This window comes from Mycobacterium sp. NGS35, assembly GCF_059812855.1.
The window spans coordinates 259,387-275,696 of sequence record NZ_JCALDL010000004.1 but is presented as its reverse complement, the minus strand read 5'-3'; the positions used below and the strand labels follow the sequence as shown (position 1 = coordinate 275,696).

Here is a 16,310-nt window from a genome sequence, read left to right as displayed (position 1 = left end):
AAAGGCCGTGGAACACCCCACCACCAAAACACAACCCAATAAAGTTACGGCGGCCACAGCGGCAGGGAAACGCCCGGACCCATCCCGAACCCGGAAGCTAAGCCTGCCAGCGCCAATGATACTACCCACCCCGGGTGGAAAAGTAGGACACCGCCGAACACCAACACAAGCCCTGTGCCCCCCAATTACGTTGGGGGGCACAGGCATTCGTGGACCATTTGCGTCTGCTCGCGCCGATCGCAGACAAGCGTCGCGTCAGTCGAACAGTGTCAGGGCTGCGGCTTATCTACTGCGCTCCAATTGCAGAAGGTGTCGCTTGCGGTCCAGCCCGCCGCCGTAGCCGGTGAGGCAACCGCTGGCACCGATCACCCGATGGCACGGAACGATGATCCCAATCGGGTTGCGGCCGTTGGCAAGTCCTACCGCGCGGGACGCGCCGGGTGCGCCGATCTGTAGCGCAATCTCACCGTAGGACCGAGTCTGCCCGTAGGGAATCGTCTGCAGTGCACCCCATACCCGACGCTGAAATTCGGTTCCCGCCAAGTCCAGCTCGAGATCGAACTCTGTCAGCTCGCCGGCGAAATATGCGCCAAGTTGCTCAACGGCTTGCGGGAAGGCGTCGTCATCGCGTTCCCAGCCGACTCGGCTGGGCTCGTGAGTCTGATCCTGCATTCGCAAGTGCGCCAGGGCATTGCCGCGGCCTGCCAACGTAAGCGGACCTATTGGGCTCTCGACGATCCGAAAACGTATGCCGCTCATGTCTTCTCCTTCGGTGGCCAGTGGTTCACGGGGTGGTCGAGGGTGACCCACATGTGCTGGGCCGCATACGACCGCCAGGGCCGCCATCTCTTGCTGTAGTCGCTCAACACGCGTGGCTCTGTTGGCAGCCCGAGTTGTCTTGCAGCCGTGCGCATTCCACCATCGCCGACAGGGAATGCGTCGGGATCGCCCAACGCGCGCATCGCCACGACTTCGGTGGTCCACGGCCCGATACCGGGCAGCTCGAGGAGTTGCCGTCGCGCCCGCTGCCAGTCGCAACCCGGCCCGAGCGTCACCTCACCTGCGGCCAGCGCATGCACCAGACGAATGATGCTGTCGGAACGCGCCTTTGGTAGCGCAAGCTCGGACGGATGCAGTGCGGTCAGTCGTTCGACCGACGGGAACGTATGGGTCAGTGCGCCGTCGGGGTCGGTGATCGGGGTGCCGTACTTTGCCGCAATTCGCGCGCAATGCGTTCGCGCTGCCTTGGTGGACACTTGCTGGCCGATCACCGCGCGCACCGCGAGTTCGTGTTCGTCGACGGTGCGGGGTATGCGCTGGCCGGGGTGCTTGGCCACGAGCGCGGCGAGGTCGGCGTCGGCACCGAGGAAGTCGACCACCGCCTCCGGATCGGCGTCTAGGTCCAGCAGCCGCCGGCAGCGCGCGATGGCCGTGGCCAGATCCCGAAAGTCATACAGCCGCAATACGCATCGAACGTGGTCGGGCGCAGGGGTGAGGCTGACGATGCCCTCGCCCCACGGCAGCCGCAACGTTCGCCGGTAGCTGCCGTCGCGGACCTCCTCGCAGCCGGGTACCGCAGTGGCCGCCAAGTGGCCGAACACACCCTCGAACCCGAACGGCGTGCGCGTCGGCAACCGCAGTGACACCGTCCCGGCCCCATGCGCCGTGGCGTCGGAATCCGCCCGGCGGGCGGCCTTCCGGCGCAGATCGGTGGGCGTGGCAGCGCAGACCTCGCGGATGGTGTCGTTGAACTGCCGGATGCTGGAGAAGCCGGCGGCGAAAGCGACGTCGCTGAACGGCAGATCAGTGGTCTCGATCAGCACCCGTGCCGTCTGGGTGCGCTGCGCGCGGGCCAGTGCCAGCGGACCGGCGCCTACCTCCGCTTGAAGCACGCGCTCGAGCTGACGGGGGGTGTAGCCGACTTTGGCCGCCAATCCGGCGACGCCCTCGCGGTCCACCGTGCCGTCGGCAATCAGTCGCATCGCCCTTGCCACTGCGTCGCCGCGAACATTCCACTCCGGCGATCCCGGGGAAGCGTCCGGGCGGCAGCGCTTACACGGTCGGAAGCCGGCCCGCTGCGCGGCCGCGGCGGTCGGATAGAACCGCACGTTGCGCGCAAACGGCGAGCGCGCCGGGCAGCTCGGCCGGCAGTAGATCTTGGTGGTCAGAACGGCAGTGACGAACCAACCGTCGAACCGAGCGTCCTTGGATTGGATCGCGCGGTAGCAGCGGTCGAAGTCGTCGTGCATACATCGACAATGACACGCACCAAGCGACAGCACTGGCGGAAATCCGACATCACTGTCCGGGCTCGGGGATGGCCAACCTCGTCGGCTTGTCGCGCCCGCGTAGCACCACTTCACCGTCGACCGACCAACAGCGCCGTTCGTCGTGGCTGGCCGCTTCGACAGTGACCGCCGACGCCAGCAGCCGCTGCGGATACGACTTGGCCAGTTCGCACAACCGCGCAGCCTCGTTCACCGGATCGCCGATCACGGTGTACTCGAAGCGCTCGTAGGCCCCGACGTTTCCGGCCACCGCCTTACCGGCCGCCACGCCGACACCGGCAGGGCATTCCGGTACGTCGTGACGCAACCGTCGGATAATCGCGCGGGCCGTGGCGAGCGCCTCGTCCTCCGGCCGGGGCAGCCGCACAGGCGCGCCGAAAATCGCCAGCGACGCGTCGCCCTCGAACTTGTTGAGCAGACCGTGATGGCGGTCGACTTCCTCGACCACCACGGCAAAGAACCGGTTGAGCAAATCCACCACCTCGATCGGCGGCTTGCTGCTCACCAGCTGCGTCGACCCGATGATGTCGACGAAAAGTACTGCGACGTGGCGCACTTCACCGCCCAGTTCGAGCTCTTGCTGTTCGGCGGCGGCAGCGACTTCCCTGCCGACGTGGCGACCGAACAGGTCGCGCAGCCGTTCCCGTTCCCGCAGCCCATGCACCATCGCGTTGAAGCCGCGCTGCAACTCGCCCAGCTCGGTGCCGTCGAACACCACCAGGTTGCAGTCGAGGTTGCCCTCTTCGACCTTCTTGAGCGCTGTGCGCACCACCCGCACCGGCGTCACGATGAGCCAGGCGACCAGCCACATCAGCAGCGCGCCGAAGAGCAGCGCCACGATGCCCAGGATCAGCACGGCAACGGCGAACTGCGTCTGGGTCAAGTTCTGCAGTGACAGGGAGAACACAGCCAGCAGCACGATGCCGAGCACGATGACGCCGGAGCCGAGCGCCCAGCCCGTCATGATCCGTCCCATGACGCGCGGAGCGAATCGGCGCGGGGGCGGGCCGGCCTCCAGCGCCTGGGCGGCGACGGGCCGCAGCGCGAATTCGGTGAACATGTAGCAGATAGCGGTGACGACGATTCCGCTGAAACTCACCGCGAACAGATACCGGGGGATGAAAGCGGTGTTGACGAGCCCGTACAGCGTCGTCAGCAGGGCCGTTCCGATGCCCCACAGCACCAGATGGATGCCTGCGAGCCGCCACGGCGCCATGAAGGCGTTGCGCTGATCCTCGCGTGTGGGTGCGCGGTCCTCGATCGACCAGCGCAGCGACTTGACGATGCGCCGCGTCATCCATACCACGCCCACGAACAGCGCAGCCCCGATGTAGGCGGGGCTGATGCCGAAGGTCAGCCACAGCGGCGCGTCGGTGAAGATGCTGGGCACCGGAATCGCCACGGTGACGACCAGTAATGCGACGCCGATACCGATGAGGTTCGCGCTGAGCACGAACACGGTGAGAATGGTCTGGATCCGCACCCGTCGGCGTCTGGGGCTCTCTTCGGCTCGGCCTAATATCCAGGTCCCGAAGTCGGGGGTATCCGGCAGTCGGCCGCTTTGCCGTGTCACGCGCTCCGCCAACCGGCCGAGCCGCTGACCTACCGACAACTTGGCAACCATCGTGGCGTCAGCCTAGTGGCGGGGCCGGGGCCATAGAGTGAACGCGTGCGTCTCGTGATCGCCCGCTGCACTGTCGACTACCTCGGACGGCTCACCGCACATCTGCCGTCCGCGCGGCGCCTGCTGCTGATCAAGGCTGACGGATCGGTCAGCGTGCACGCCGACGACCGCGCTTACAAACCGCTGAACTGGATGAGCCCGCCGTGTTGGCTGACGGAAACCTCCGACGGATCCGAAACCGTCTGGGTGGTGCAGAACAAGGCTGGTGAGCAGTTGCGGATCACGGTGGAGGACATCGAGCACGACTCGTCACACGAACTGGGCGTCGACCCCGGCCTGGTGAAAGACGGCGTCGAGGCGCACCTGCAGGAGTTGCTCGCCGAGCACATCGAGCTTCTGGGCTCGGGATACACCTTGGTGCGCCGCGAGTACATGACCCCCATCGGTCCGGTCGACCTGCTCTGCCGCGACGACCAGGGTCGGTCGGTTGCCGTGGAGATCAAGCGGCGCGGCGAGATCGACGGGGTGGAACAGCTGACCCGCTACCTCGAACTACTCAACCGCGACAGCCTGCTGGCCCCGGTCAGCGGCGTGTTCGCCGCTCAGCAGATCAAGCCGCAAGCGCGAACCTTGGCCGTCGACCGCGGAATCCGTTGCGTGACATTGGATTACGACGAGATGCGGGGCTTGGGCAGCGACGAATACCGGCTGTTCTGATGGCCAAGCGCCGGACACCAGCCAAGCGGCCGCTGCCGCCCATCGCCCGCCGGATCGAAGCCGGGCCCGACGGCTACGACTACGAGGTGCGGCCCGTGGCCGCCTCACGCGCCACAAAGGTCTATCGCTGTCCCGGCTGTGATCACGAAATCCTCACGGCCACAGCACATCTCGTGGTCTGGCCGGTCGACGCCCACGGCGGGGTCGAGGATCGACGGCACTGGCACACCGCGTGCTGGACCCACCGGGCTACCCGCGGGCCGACGCGCAAGTGGTCTTAGCGAATCAGACGGCCGGCTCGACGAGTTCGATCAGTACGCCGCCGGCATCCTTGGGGTGGATGAAGTTGATCCGCGAGTTGGCGGTGCCGCGCCGCGGGACGTCGTACAGCAACCGCACGCCCTGGTCTTCGAGGCGCCGGGTGAGCTCATCGAGGTTGCTGACCCGGTAAGCCAGCTGCTGCAGGCCCGGGCCACGCTTGTCGAGGAATTTCGCGATCGGCGAGGAGTCGTCGATCGGGGCCATGAGCTGCACCTGTGCGCTACCTGCAGGGGCGGCGCGCACGGACAGCATCGCCTCACGCACTCCCTGGCCCTCGTTGACCTCTTCGTGCACGACGATCATGCCGAGGTGGTCGTGGTACCAGGCGATGGCGGCATCGAGATCGGCCACGGCGATACCGACGTGGTCTATCGCTGTGACCAGCGCACTTGCCAGGACGGGTCGGGCGTCAACCTGCTCGGTGGTCATAACGTCAAGGTAACCTAACGACATAGATTCCGCTTCTTGGGCCCATACTTACCCCGTTTTCCGGATGCGGACACCAGTTCTGGAGGTATTTATGACGACGTCGGTCATCGTTGCTGGAGCTCGCACCCCGATCGGCAAGTTGATGGGTTCGCTGAAGGATTTTTCGGGAAGCGACCTGGGCGCCATCGCGATCAAGGGCGCACTCGAGAAGGCCAATGTGTCGGCGTCGCTCGTCGAATACGTGATCATGGGGCAGGTGCTCACTGCCGGCGCCGGGCAGATGCCTGCGCGCCAGGCGGCTGTGGCGGCCGGCATCGGGTGGGACGTGCCGGCGCTGACCATCAACAAGATGTGTCTGTCCGGGATCGACGCGATCGCGTTGGCCGACCAGTTGATCCGGGCCGGTGAGTTCGACGTGGTGGTCGCGGGCGGTCAGGAGTCGATGACCGCGGCCCCCCACCTGTTGATCGGCAGCCGCGCCGGCTACAAGTACGGCGACGTGACCGTGCTGGATCACATGGCTTACGACGGGCTGCACGACGTCTTCACCGATCAACCGATGGGTGCGCTCACCGAGCAGCGCAACGAAGTCGATCGGTTCACCCGCGCCGAGCAGGACGAGTACGCCGCCCGGTCACACCAGAAGGCCGCGGCCGCGTGGAAGGACGGGGTGTTCGCCGAGGAGGTGGTGCCGGTCAAGATTCCGCAGCGTAAGGGCGATCCGATCGAGTTCACCGAGGACGAGGGCATCCGCGCCAACACCACGGCGGAATCGCTGGCCGGGCTCAAGCCGGCGTTTCGCAAGGACGGCACCATCACTGCCGGCTCGGCGTCGCAGATCTCCGACGGCGCCGCGGCTGTCGTGGTGATGAACAAGCGCAAGGCCGAGGAACTCGGGCTCAATTGGCTGGCGGAGATTGGCGCGCACGGAGTCGTCGCGGGACCGGACTCGACGTTGCAGTCCCAGCCGGCCAATGCGATCAAGAAGGCGGTCGCGCGCGAAGGCATCTCGGTGGACCAGCTCGACGTCATCGAGATCAACGAGGCGTTCGCCGCTGTTGCGTTGGCCTCCATCCGCGAACTGGGGGTGGATCCCGAGAAGGTGAACGTCAACGGCGGCGCGATCGCCGTCGGTCACCCGATCGGGATGTCAGGTGCCCGGATCACCCTGCATGCCGCGCTGGAGCTGTCGCGGCGCGGCTCCGGTTATGCCGTCGCCGGACTCTGTGGCGCCGGCGGCCAGGGTGACGCGCTGATTCTTCGCGCGAGGTGACGCCAACGTTGCTGGCGCGGACGTCACGGCCACCGCAAAGCGGGTCATGTGAATTGCGTCATACCGGACCGTGTGGCCGGTCCACCGGCCGCCACCGTGCTGCTCGCGGCGTGACAAACTTGACGACGTGAGTCGTCCCCGTCCACCCATTGCGCCCGCGATGGCGGGCGCCGTTGACCTTTCGGCCCTCAAACAGCGAGCCACCCAGAGCGATACCGGCCGGGCTCCCGGCGCCCAAGCCGGGACAGAGGTCACCGAAGCCAACTTCGAATCAGAGGTGCTGGTTCGGTCCAACCAGGTGCCGGTCGTGGTGGTCCTGTGGTCTCCGCGCAGCGACGCCTCCGCACAACTCGCCGATACGTTGGCGGGTCTGGCGTCCTCCGACGCCGGCAAGTGGGCGTTGGCCACCGTCAACGTGGACGCCACACCGCGCGTCGCGCAGATCTTCGGCGTGCAGGCGGTGCCCACGGTCGTCGCAGTGGCCGCCGGCCAGCCCATCTCCAGCTTCCAGGGCAGCCAGCCACCCGAACAGTTGCGCAGGTGGGTCGACTCGCTCGTCGCTGCCACGGCCGGAAAACTCAGCGGCACAACCGATTCGGAGCCCGAGCAGGTGGATCCGGAGTTGGCCAGGGCGCGCGAGCTACTGGAGGAGGGCAACTTCGACGCGGCACTCGCCGCCTACCAGTCCATCCTCGACAAAGATCCCGGCCACCCGGAGGCCAAGGGTGCGGTCCGGCAGATCTCGTTCTTGACGCGCGCCACCAAGCAGGGGCCCGACGCCACGCGGGTGGCTGACGCCAACCCTGACGATATCGAGGCCGCCTTCGCCGCCGCTGACGTCGAGATCCTCAACCAGTTGGTCGATGCGGCGTTCAACCGGCTCATCGACTTGGTCAAGCGCACGTCGGGCGACGACCGTGCGAAAGTCCGCACCAGGCTCGTCGAGCTCTTCGACTTGTTCGACCCTGCCGACCCGGCGGTCATCACCGCTCGGCGCAACCTGGCCAACGCCCTGTACTGAATCCTCAGATTTCGCGATCCGCCAGCTACTCGGGTTCGAACCACAGCGCCGACAGCGGCGGCAACACCATCACCGCGGATGCGGGACGGCCATGCCATGGTTCGTCGTCGGCCTCGACCGCGCCGAAGTTGCCGATGCCGGCGCCGTTGTAGATCGTCGCGTCGGTGTTGAGCACTTCACGCCACCGCCCGGCGCGCGGCAGGCCGAGCCGGTAGCGGGTGTGCTCGGTGCCCGCAAAGTTGAAGACGCACGCCAGCATCGAGCCGTCGCTGCCGAACCGCAGAAAGCTCAGCACGTTGTTGGCGGAGTCGTTCGCGTCGATCCACGAGTAGCCCTCCGGGCTGCTGTCCCGTGACCACAGCGCCGGATGGCTGCGATAGATCGTGTTGATGTCATGCACCAGCCGCAGGATGCCGTTGGAGTAGCTGTTCTCGTCGAGCTGGTACCAGTCCACACCGCGCTCTTCGGACCACTCTGCGCGTTGGCCGAATTCCTGACCCATGAACAACAACTGCTTGCCGGGGTGGGCCCACTGGTATGCCAGCAGACTGCGGAGTCCGGCGGCCTTCATGTGGTCGTCGCCGGGCATGCGGCCCCACAGCGTGCCCTTTCCGTGGACCACTTCGTCGTGGCTGATCGGCAGCACGAAGTTCTCGCTGAACGCGTACAGCAGCGAGAACGTCATCTCATGGTGGTGGTAGCTGCGGTGGATGGGATCTCGGCTGATGTAGCCGAGCGTGTCGTTCATCCACCCCATGTTCCACTTCATCGAAAAGCCAAGGCCACCAAGGTTTGTCGGACGCGTGACACCTGGCCAGGAGGTGGACTCCTCCGCGACGGTGACGATGCCCGGCGCGAGCTTGTGCACCGTGGCGTTCATCTCCTGGAGGAACTGCACGGCTTCCAGGTTCTCGCGGCCGCCGTAGATGTTGGGTGTCCAACCACCTTCAGGACGGGAGTAGTCCAGGTACAGCATCGACGCCACCGCGTCCACGCGCAGCCCGTCGACGTGGAACTCCTGCAGCCAGTACAGCGCATTGGCGACCAGGAAGTTACGCACCTCCGGTCGGCCGAAGTCGAAAACGTAAGTGCCCCAGTCGAGTTGCTCGCCGCGGCGTGGGTCGGAATGCTCGTAGAGCGGGGTTCCGTCGAAGCGGCCGAGCGCCCAGGCGTCCTTCGGGAAGTGAGCGGGCACCCAGTCCACGATCACGCCGATTCCGGCTTGGTGCAGTGCGTCGACCAGCGCCCGGAAGTCGTCGGGCGTGCCGAGCCGTGACGTCGGCGCGTAATACGAGGTGACCTGGTATCCCCAGGAACCGCCGAACGGGTGCTCGGCGACCGGCAGCAATTCGACGTGTGTGAAACCCTGAGCGACAACGTATTCGGTGAGTTCAGTGGCGAGCTGACGGTAGCTCAGCCCGGGGCGCCACGACGCCAGGTGCACCTCGTATGTACTCATCGGCTCGAACACCGGATTGGTAGCCGCGCGGCGGGCCATCCACTCCTCGTCCTGCCATTCGTAGCTGCTCGTGGTCACCTTTGAGGCCGTGTGCGGGGGCACTTCGGTGGCGAACGCGAACGGATCGGCCCGGTCTGTGACCGCGCCGTCGGCGCCGTGCACTCGGAACTTGTACAAGCCGCCCACTTCGAAACCGGGCCAGAACAATTCCCACACGCCCGAGGAGCCGAGTACTCGCAGCTGGGCCTCGTTGCCGTCCCAGTGATTGAAGTCGCCGATCAGGCTGACGCCCTTGGCGTTCGGCGCCCAGACCGCGAACGACACGCCCGTCACCTCGCCGTCGGGGGTGGTGAACGTACGGGGATGAGCGCCGAGGATCTCCCACAGGCGTTCGTGGCGGCCCTCGTTGAACAGATGCAGGTCGATCTCGCCGAGCGTCGGCAAGAAGCGGTACCCGTCCGCGACGGTGTGCACGTCGAGGCGGCCGTCGGCTCCGGGGTAACTGATCTCGAGCCGGTAGTCGATCAGGTTCACGAACGGCAGCGCGACCGCGAACAGTCCGCCCTCGAGGTGACGCAGCGGATAGCGCTGCGACCCCACGATTGCGACGACTTCGGCCGCATGGGGGCGGTACGCCCGGATCACCGTGTGGTCGCCGTACTCGTGCGCGCCCAGCACCGAATGCGGGTCGTGATGCTCACCGGCGAGGATCCGGTCGAAATCCGACCTGTCCGGCGCCAGATGGGCGGTGTGCTGCTTGGATTGCGTCATCGTGTCCTCTTCGCGCAAGCGCTCATCGGCATACGGTCACTTCCTCTGCAGTAGCGACAGCCGGGCCTCCTCCGGCACCCGTGGCAGGTGCAAGATGTGGGCGACGGCTCTCACCGGATCGAGACGGACGTAATTTGCCTGGCCCCAGTGGTATTCCTCGCCGGTGATCTCGTCACGAACCCAGAAGCGGTCGTACCACTCCATACCCAACGCCGGCAGGTCTAACCACAGCGTGGCCTCTTCGGGCCCGAACGGGTTCAGCGTCACCACCACCAGTACCGCGTCGCCGGTCGACGGGTCGAACTTGCTGTAGGCCAGCAGCGCGTCGTTGTCGACGTGGTGAAAGTGGATGGTGCGCAGCTGGTGAAGCGCGGGATGCAGGCGGCGGATCTCGTTGAGGCGGGTGATGAACGGTTCGAGGGACTCGCCGCGTTCCAGCGCACCCTCGAAGTCACGCGGACGCAGCTGGTATTTCTCGGAGTCGAGGTACTCTTCGCTGCCCTCGCGGACCGGTCGATGCTCGAACAGTTCATAGCCGGAGTAGACGCCCCAGGTGGGGCCCATCGTGGCGGCCAGCGCCGCGCGAATGGCGAACATGCCCGGGCCGCCGTGCTGCAGGCTCTCGTGGAGGATGTCGGGCGTGTTGACGAACAGGTTGGGCCGGGCATAGTCGGCGTGCTGGGCAATCTCCTCGCCGAACTCCGTCAACTCCCACTTCGCCGTGCGCCAGGTGAAGTACGTGTAGGACTGCGTGAAGCCGAGTTTGGCCAGGCCGTACAGACGCGCCGGCCGGGTGAAGGCCTCGGACAAGAACAGCACGTCCGGGTCGACGCTTTTGACCTCCTCGATCAGCCATTCCCAAAAGTTCGGCGGCTTGGTGTGGGGGTTGTCGACGCGAAAGACCTTGACGCCGTGGTCAATCCAGTGCCGTACCACCCGCAGCACCTCGTGGTAAAGCCCCTCGGGGTCGTTGTCGAAATTCAGCGGATAGATGTCCTGGTACTTCTTCGGCGGATTCTCGGCGTACGCGATGGTGCCGTCGGGCAGCACCGTGAACCACTCGCGGTGGTCGCGCGCCCACGGGTGATCCGGTGCGCACTGCAGCGCCAGATCCAGCGCCACCTCCAGGCCGTTGTCGCGGGCGGCGGCGACGAATGCGTCGAAATCGTCAATGGTGCCGAGGTCGGGGTGGACGGCATCGTGGCCGCCCTCGTCGCTGCCGATCGCCCACGGCGAGCCGACGTCACCGGGTGCAGCGGTGACCGAGTTGTTGCGGCCCTTGCGGTGCACCTTCCCGATGGGATGGATCGGCGGCAGGTAGACCACGTCGAAACCCATCTTCGCGATCCGCGGCAGCGCCCGCGCGGCGGTGGCGAACGTGCCGTGCACCGGCTTGCCGTCGGCGCCCCAGCCGCCCGTGGAGCGCGGGAACATCTCGTACCACGAGCCGAACCGCGCCAGCGGGCGGTCGACCCAGATTCCGTACTGCTCGCCGCGGGTGACCAACTCGCGCAGCGGATACTGCGCCAACAGTTCGCTGACCTCGTCGGTGGTCGCAGCGGCGACCCGGGTCAGCGGATCACCGGGGGCGCGCAATGCCATCGCGGCCTCCAGCAGCGGGTCGCGCAACTTGCGCGGCAATCCCATCGCGGCCCGCTCGAACAACTTCGCGCCGACCAGCAAGTCGTTGGACAGCTCGGGTTCGCCCTGACCGGCGTCGAGTTTGGCCGTGACCGCCCGGCGCCACGACGTGATCGGATCGCCCCAGCCGTCCACCCGGAACGTCCACAGCCCGACAGTGTCGGGCGTGAACTGACCGTGAAAGACGTCGGGTTCGCTGCCCTGTGACATCGGAAGCAGGATCGGCTTGACCCGTTGCACGCCGGCGGAATGCGCGCCGGGTACGGCCGTCCTGCGGTCGGCCGTCTTGGCCAGCCGCGGGTAGCCACGGCCCAGATAGCGCACCACCAGCGTGGCAGCCACTGCCTCGTGGCCCTCCCGCCACACGGTCGCCCGGACCGGCATGATCTCTCCGACGACGGCCTTGGCCGGATATCTTCCGCACGAGACGACGGGCCGAACATCATCGATTTCGATCCGACCGGGCACCCGAGACTCCTTCGATGGCGCGGCACGCGCATGCCGCGGTGGTGGTTCGGCTGTCGCTTCTTTGTTGTCCCGTTCCCACCGTAGTGTCGGTCCCAAACGCCGCCGTCGGGTGATGTGACGTGTGCGACGGACTGCGTCGCCGCGAATTCTCAGTAAGGTATTGCCGCGTGAAGGCACTGCGTCGATTCACAGTCCGTGCTCACCTTCCCGATCGGCTGGCCGCACTCGAGCAGCTGTCGGTGAACCTGCGATGGTCGTGGGACAAGCCGACCCAGGATCTTTTCGCAGCCATCGACCCGACGTTGTGGGAACGGTGCCGAAAAGACCCGCTGGCGTTGCTGGGCGCGGTGACGCCGCAACGGCTCGACGAACTCGCCGTCGACCAGCACTTCCTCGAGCAGCTCGACAGTCTGGCCGACGATCTGCGCGACTATCTGACCCGGCCCCGGTGGTACCAGGAACAAAGTGCGGCCGGTGCGGTGCTGCCCTCGGGGATCGCCTACTTCTCGATGGAGTTCGGGGTGTCGGAGGTGCTGCCCAACTACTCGGGCGGGCTGGGCATCCTCGCGGGGGACCACCTCAAGGCCGCGTCGGATCTCGGTCTGCCGTTGATCGCCGTGGGCCTCTACTACCGGTCGGGGTACTTCCGTCAGTCGCTGACGGCCGACGGTTGGCAGCACGAGACGTATCCGTCGCTGGATCCTCAGGGGCTGCCCTTGCGGCTGCTGACCGCCGAATCCGGCGAGCCTGTGCTCATCGCGCTGGCGCTGCCCGACGGCCGCGAGCTGCGGGCGCGGGTGTGGATCGCGCAGGTCGGCCGAATCCCGTTGCTGCTGTTGGACTCTGACGTTCCAGACAACGAGCACGATCTTCGCAGCGTCACCGATCGCCTCTATGGCGGCGACCAGGACCACCGCATCAAGCAGGAGATCCTCGCCGGCGTCGGTGGCGTGCGTGCGATTCGGGCGTTCAGCGCAGCCGAAGGCATCGCGGCGCCCGAGGTCTTCCACATGAACGAAGGCCACGCCGGATTCCTCGGTGCGGAGCGGATCCGGGAGTTGATGACCGACGAGAAGCTCGATTTCGACACCGCCCTGACCGTGGTGCGATCCAGCACCGTGTTCACCACGCACACGCCGGTGCCCGCGGGCATCGATCGCTTCCCGGTCGAGATGGTGGAGCACTATTTCGGCAGCGGCAACGGCACCAACGAGTCCGCACTGCTGCCAGGTGTGCCGCTGGACCGAATCCTCGCGCTGGGGGCCGAGGACGACCCGACGAAATTCAACATGGCGCACATGGGGCTGCGGCTGGCGCAGCGCGCCAACGGCGTTTCACTGCTGCACGGCCGGGTGAGCCGGCAGATGTTCAACGAGCTGTGGCCCGGATTCGACCCCGACGAAGTGCCGATCGGATCGGTTACCAACGGTGTGCACGCGTACAGCTGGGCCGCGCCCGAGTGTATCGAGCTCGGTAGCGAACTGATCGGCACTGACCGCCCGACCGACCCGGAGGTGTTCGAGCGGGTGCAGCAGCTCGACGCGGAACGCATCTGGGCGATCCGCTGCTTGCTGCGAGAGCGCCTGGTCGCCGATGTCCGTCGCCGGGTGCGGCTGTCGTGGCTGGAGCGAGGAGCTCCGGAAGCCGAATTGCGCTGGACTGCAACGGCTTTCGATCCCAATGTGTTGACGATCGGATTCGCTCGTCGGGTGCCCACCTACAAGAGGCTGACCCTCATGCTGCGTGACCCGGAGCGCCTGGAGCGCCTTCTGCTCGACCAGGAGCGGCCGATCCAGCTGATCGTGGCAGGCAAGTCGCATCCCGCGGACGACGGCGGCAAGGCGCTGATCCAGCAGGTCGTACGATTCGCCGACCGGCCGGCGGTACGCCACCGGATCGCCTTCCTGCCGGACTACGACATGTCGATGGCGCGCCTGCTGTATTGGGGTTGCGACGTGTGGCTGAACAACCCGTTGCGGCCGCTCGAGGCGTGTGGCACGTCGGGGATGAAGAGCGCGCTGAACGGTGGGCTGAACCTGTCGATCCGCGACGGCTGGTGGGACGAGTGGTACGACGGCGAGAACGGTTGGGAAATCCCAACTGCCGACGGAGTCTCCGACGAGCGCCGTGACGACCTGGAAGCCGCCGCGCTCTACAACCTGCTGGAATCGACTGTGGCGCCGAAGTTCTACGAACGCGACGAGTCGGGAATACCTCGGCGCTGGGTGGAGATGGTGCGACACACCCTGCAGGTGCTGGGTCCCAAAGTGCTCGCGTCGAGGATGGTGCGCGACTACACCGAGAAGTACTACGCGCCCTCGGCGCAATCTCTGCATCGCACCATCGAGCCGGTGAACGGCGAGAAGTTCGCCTGCGCCCGGGGATTGGCCGAGTACCGGCGCAAGGTGTCCGACGCTTGGCCGAAGGTGCGGATCATCGAGGTGGACAGCAGCGGCCTGCCCGACACGCCGGTGCTGGGGTCCGAGATGACGTTGACCGCGACGGTCGAGTTGGCCGGGTTGTCGCCCGACGAGGTCACCGTGCAGGCGGTGCTGGGCCACGTGGACGCCGACGACTCGCTGCTCGAGCCGGTCTGCGTGCCGATGCAGCACGCGGGCATCGCCGACACCGGCGAGCACACTTTCGCGACCACGACGCCCCTGCCGGTCGCAGGTTCGGTCGGCTACACCGTTCGAGTGCTGCCGCACCACGCATTGTTGACCGGGGACAATGAGCTGGGTTTGGTCACGCTGGCGTGAGTGGCCGCAGTCCCACGCATCGACGGGCTGTCACGGGTACCGCTTGAAGCAGCGGTTCTCGTCGCCGAGCACACCGGTGCGGAATGCGTCGATCCGCGAGAAGCCCGACGGCACCGACTCGCCGTTGACATCGCCGGCCGCCAGGCCGTTGGTGAGCATGCCGGACACCGCCTCGTCGAGGTCTCCGGCCGCCAATTGGACGGTGTGCCCGTCGACGTTGATCTGCTCGGACATCTTGGTGGTGGCGACGCCCGTCAGGCATGCGGTGCGCAACGCGGCCGCCGCGTTGTCCAGAACCACGCCGCGCTGCTTTTGGATCGCGACCATGTAGCGCGACACCACCACCGAATATGCGGTGTTGTCACCCAGCGGCAAGCCGAAGCCGCCCCGTTCTTCGCTTGGCGCGCCTAGTTTTTCGAGCCGTGGCAGATCGACGGCGATCGTGTTGGTCGCCGGGCAGTACGACGCGGGTGGGCTGGGCCGAGCATCGGGGCACGTGTCCGACGGGTCGAAGCTCAGCGTGGGCGGGCTGGCAGGGTTGAAGGCCTGCGTCATCGCGTCGACGATCGCGTGCACGGAATCCTCGCTGACCGGCCACTCGCCGGTGCTGTCTTGGGTCAGCGCCACCGGCAGATCGCCCCGGCGATGCTTGACCTCGTCCTTGTCGATGTGCGCGCATGCGTCGATGCCGTCGGTGAAACCGAACTGGAAGGCCGAAATGCGTTCGAAGGCCGAGCCGTGCTCGTCGGCGCCCGAACCTGGTGCACTTGTCGACTGCAGCGGGTCACGCAACGAAATCACCGCTGCCAGAACGCTGTTGAGCCCTTCACCGGTGCTCATGGTGAACCGCGGCGATTTGTCCTCCGCCACCCAGCGCATGTACACGCCGGCGAAACAGTCGGCCTGTTGTTCGGCGACCAACGACGGTGTGGCCGGGCCGGCCAGCAGCGCCCGGCGCTGCACCGCATGGCCGTACTCGTGGCCCAGCACCAGCGGAACGGAAATGTCACCGAAGGTCCTGCGAAGAATCGGCAGCAGCAGACCGCGGTCCCAGCCGATGGTGTTGTCGTCCCAGCAGTACACCGCGTTGACGAAGTCGTAGGTGTCGTGACCACAGAACCGGCGAGTGCTGTATTCCGTTGCATCCCAGGAAATCACGGCGCTGGCTGGCTGAAACACGCCGTCCAGCGGCTTACGGTATGCGCCGTCCCAGAACTGTTCGACGTCGCTGACCGCCTGCACGGCCAATTGGTCGTCTCTGTCGCCGTTGCCGCCGTCCACCTGGCGGGTGGGCGCGGCGGCGTCGGGCCGCAGACCGGATGGTCCGTCTGTAGCGGGCAGACCAGCGACGCGGAACGGGTCGGCGAAGATCGAGACCGGTTTGCCGGTGAGCAGGTTCGTACAACCGCCGAGTGCCAGGGCGGCGCTGGCCGCAACGGCGGCGACGAGCGACAGTCGTCTCATGGCTACCTTTCCGGCTCGTCGCGTCGCGACTTGGTCAGCTGTCAGGATAGAGGGACACGCCGCGGATCGGGCGAC

12 protein-coding genes and 1 rRNA gene are annotated in these 16,310 nt (G+C 66.5%); 6 read left to right on the top strand and 7 right to left on the bottom strand.

The genetic code is table 11. From position 1 onward, the window contains the following. Window positions 1-45: 45 nt before the first annotated feature. Window positions 46-159 (top strand): 5S ribosomal RNA (gene rrf, locus AC5Y4C_RS10460). Between the two features lie 123 nt (window positions 160-282). On the opposite strand, the gene AC5Y4C_RS10455 is transcribed toward rrf, so the two are convergent. From AC5Y4C_RS10455 to AC5Y4C_RS10445, 3 genes are read right to left on the bottom strand one after another with little or no spacing between them, the layout of a single operon-like run. After that, window positions 283-759 carry a methylated-DNA--[protein]-cysteine S-methyltransferase gene (locus tag AC5Y4C_RS10455; protein WP_500008361.1) on the bottom strand — a complete coding sequence of 159 codons (477 nt, stop codon included), beginning with the start codon at window positions 757-759 and terminating at the stop codon, window positions 283-285. Next, window positions 756-2,249: an AlkA N-terminal domain-containing protein gene (locus AC5Y4C_RS10450; protein ID WP_499962722.1), complete on the bottom strand. Its 1,494-nt coding sequence runs from the start codon at window positions 2,247-2,249 to the stop codon at window positions 756-758. Before AC5Y4C_RS10450 ends, AC5Y4C_RS10455 begins: the two co-directional genes overlap by 4 nt. 49 nt (window positions 2,250-2,298) lie before the next feature. After that, window positions 2,299-3,912: an adenylate/guanylate cyclase domain-containing protein gene (locus AC5Y4C_RS10445; RefSeq protein ID WP_499962720.1), complete on the bottom strand. Its 1,614-nt coding sequence runs from the start codon at window positions 3,910-3,912 to the stop codon at window positions 2,299-2,301. Window positions 3,913-3,957: 45 nt separating this feature from the next. On the opposite strand from AC5Y4C_RS10445, the gene nucS reads away from it, so the two are divergent. Both nucS and AC5Y4C_RS10435 read left to right on the top strand, forming a co-directional pair. After that, complete coding sequence (gene nucS, locus AC5Y4C_RS10440; RefSeq protein WP_499909298.1) at window positions 3,958-4,629, top strand: endonuclease NucS; 672 nt, start codon at window positions 3,958-3,960, stop codon at window positions 4,627-4,629. Further along, complete coding sequence (locus tag AC5Y4C_RS10435) at window positions 4,629-4,910, top strand: Rv1322 family protein (protein WP_499962718.1); 282 nt, start codon at window positions 4,629-4,631, stop codon at window positions 4,908-4,910. Before nucS ends, AC5Y4C_RS10435 begins: the two co-directional genes overlap by 1 nt. A gap of 4 nt (window positions 4,911-4,914) precedes the next feature. Here AC5Y4C_RS10435 and mce read toward each other — a convergent pair whose 3' ends face one another. Next, the gene (mce, locus tag AC5Y4C_RS10430; protein WP_499909294.1) at window positions 4,915-5,379 is read right to left on the bottom strand and encodes a methylmalonyl-CoA epimerase; all 465 of its coding nucleotides are present in this window, start codon (window positions 5,377-5,379) and stop codon (window positions 4,915-4,917) included. Between the two features lie 91 nt (window positions 5,380-5,470). Here mce and AC5Y4C_RS10425 point away from each other — a divergent pair, with 91 nt between their 5' ends. Further along, window positions 5,471-6,652, top strand: a complete 1,182-nt coding sequence (locus AC5Y4C_RS10425; RefSeq protein ID WP_499962716.1) for an acetyl-CoA C-acetyltransferase — start codon at window positions 5,471-5,473, stop codon at window positions 6,650-6,652. Between the two features lie 127 nt (window positions 6,653-6,779). After that, the gene (locus tag AC5Y4C_RS10420; protein WP_499962714.1) at window positions 6,780-7,673 is read left to right on the top strand and encodes a tetratricopeptide repeat protein; all 894 of its coding nucleotides are present in this window, start codon (window positions 6,780-6,782) and stop codon (window positions 7,671-7,673) included. 25 nt (window positions 7,674-7,698) lie between these two features. On the opposite strand, the gene glgB is transcribed toward AC5Y4C_RS10420, so the two are convergent. Beyond that, a complete protein-coding gene (gene glgB / locus AC5Y4C_RS10415) occupies window positions 7,699-9,903 on the bottom strand; it encodes a 1,4-alpha-glucan branching protein GlgB (RefSeq protein WP_499962712.1) in 2,205 nt (734 codons plus the stop codon). Between the two features lie 36 nt (window positions 9,904-9,939). Further along, a complete protein-coding gene (locus AC5Y4C_RS10410; protein ID WP_499962710.1) occupies window positions 9,940-12,012 on the bottom strand; it encodes an alpha-1,4-glucan--maltose-1-phosphate maltosyltransferase in 2,073 nt (690 codons plus the stop codon). A gap of 167 nt (window positions 12,013-12,179) precedes the next feature. On the opposite strand from AC5Y4C_RS10410, the gene glgP reads away from it, so the two are divergent. After that, complete coding sequence (gene glgP, locus AC5Y4C_RS10405) at window positions 12,180-14,771, top strand: alpha-glucan family phosphorylase (protein ID WP_499962708.1); 2,592 nt, start codon at window positions 12,180-12,182, stop codon at window positions 14,769-14,771. 30 nt (window positions 14,772-14,801) lie between these two features. Here glgP and AC5Y4C_RS10400 read toward each other — a convergent pair whose 3' ends face one another. Next, entirely contained in the window at window positions 14,802-16,235 is a 1,434-nt protein-coding gene (locus tag AC5Y4C_RS10400; RefSeq protein WP_499962706.1) for a neutral zinc metallopeptidase, read from the bottom strand. Between the last annotated feature and the right edge of the window lie 75 nt (window positions 16,236-16,310).

Bases quoted from the DNA above. Each gene is read 5' to 3' on its own strand.
- AC5Y4C_RS10455 (WP_500008361.1), bottom strand. From the start codon at position 759: ATGAGCGGCATACGTTTTCGGATCGTCGAGAGCCCAATAGGTCCGCTT.
- AC5Y4C_RS10450 (WP_499962722.1), bottom strand. From the start codon at position 2,249: ATGCACGACGACTTCGACCGCTGCTACCGCGCGATCCAATCCAAGGAC.
- AC5Y4C_RS10445 (WP_499962720.1), bottom strand. From the start codon at position 3,912: ATGGTTGCCAAGTTGTCGGTAGGTCAGCGGCTCGGCCGGTTGGCGGAG.
- AC5Y4C_RS10435 (WP_499962718.1), top strand. From the start codon at position 4,629: ATGGCCAAGCGCCGGACACCAGCCAAGCGGCCGCTGCCGCCCATCGCC.
- mce (WP_499909294.1), bottom strand. From the start codon at position 5,379: ATGACCACCGAGCAGGTTGACGCCCGACCCGTCCTGGCAAGTGCGCTG.
- AC5Y4C_RS10425 (WP_499962716.1), top strand. From the start codon at position 5,471: ATGACGACGTCGGTCATCGTTGCTGGAGCTCGCACCCCGATCGGCAAG.
- glgB (WP_499962712.1), bottom strand. From the start codon at position 9,903: ATGACGCAATCCAAGCAGCACACCGCCCATCTGGCGCCGGACAGGTCG.
- AC5Y4C_RS10400 (WP_499962706.1), bottom strand. From the start codon at position 16,235: ATGAGACGACTGTCGCTCGTCGCCGCCGTTGCGGCCAGCGCCGCCCTG.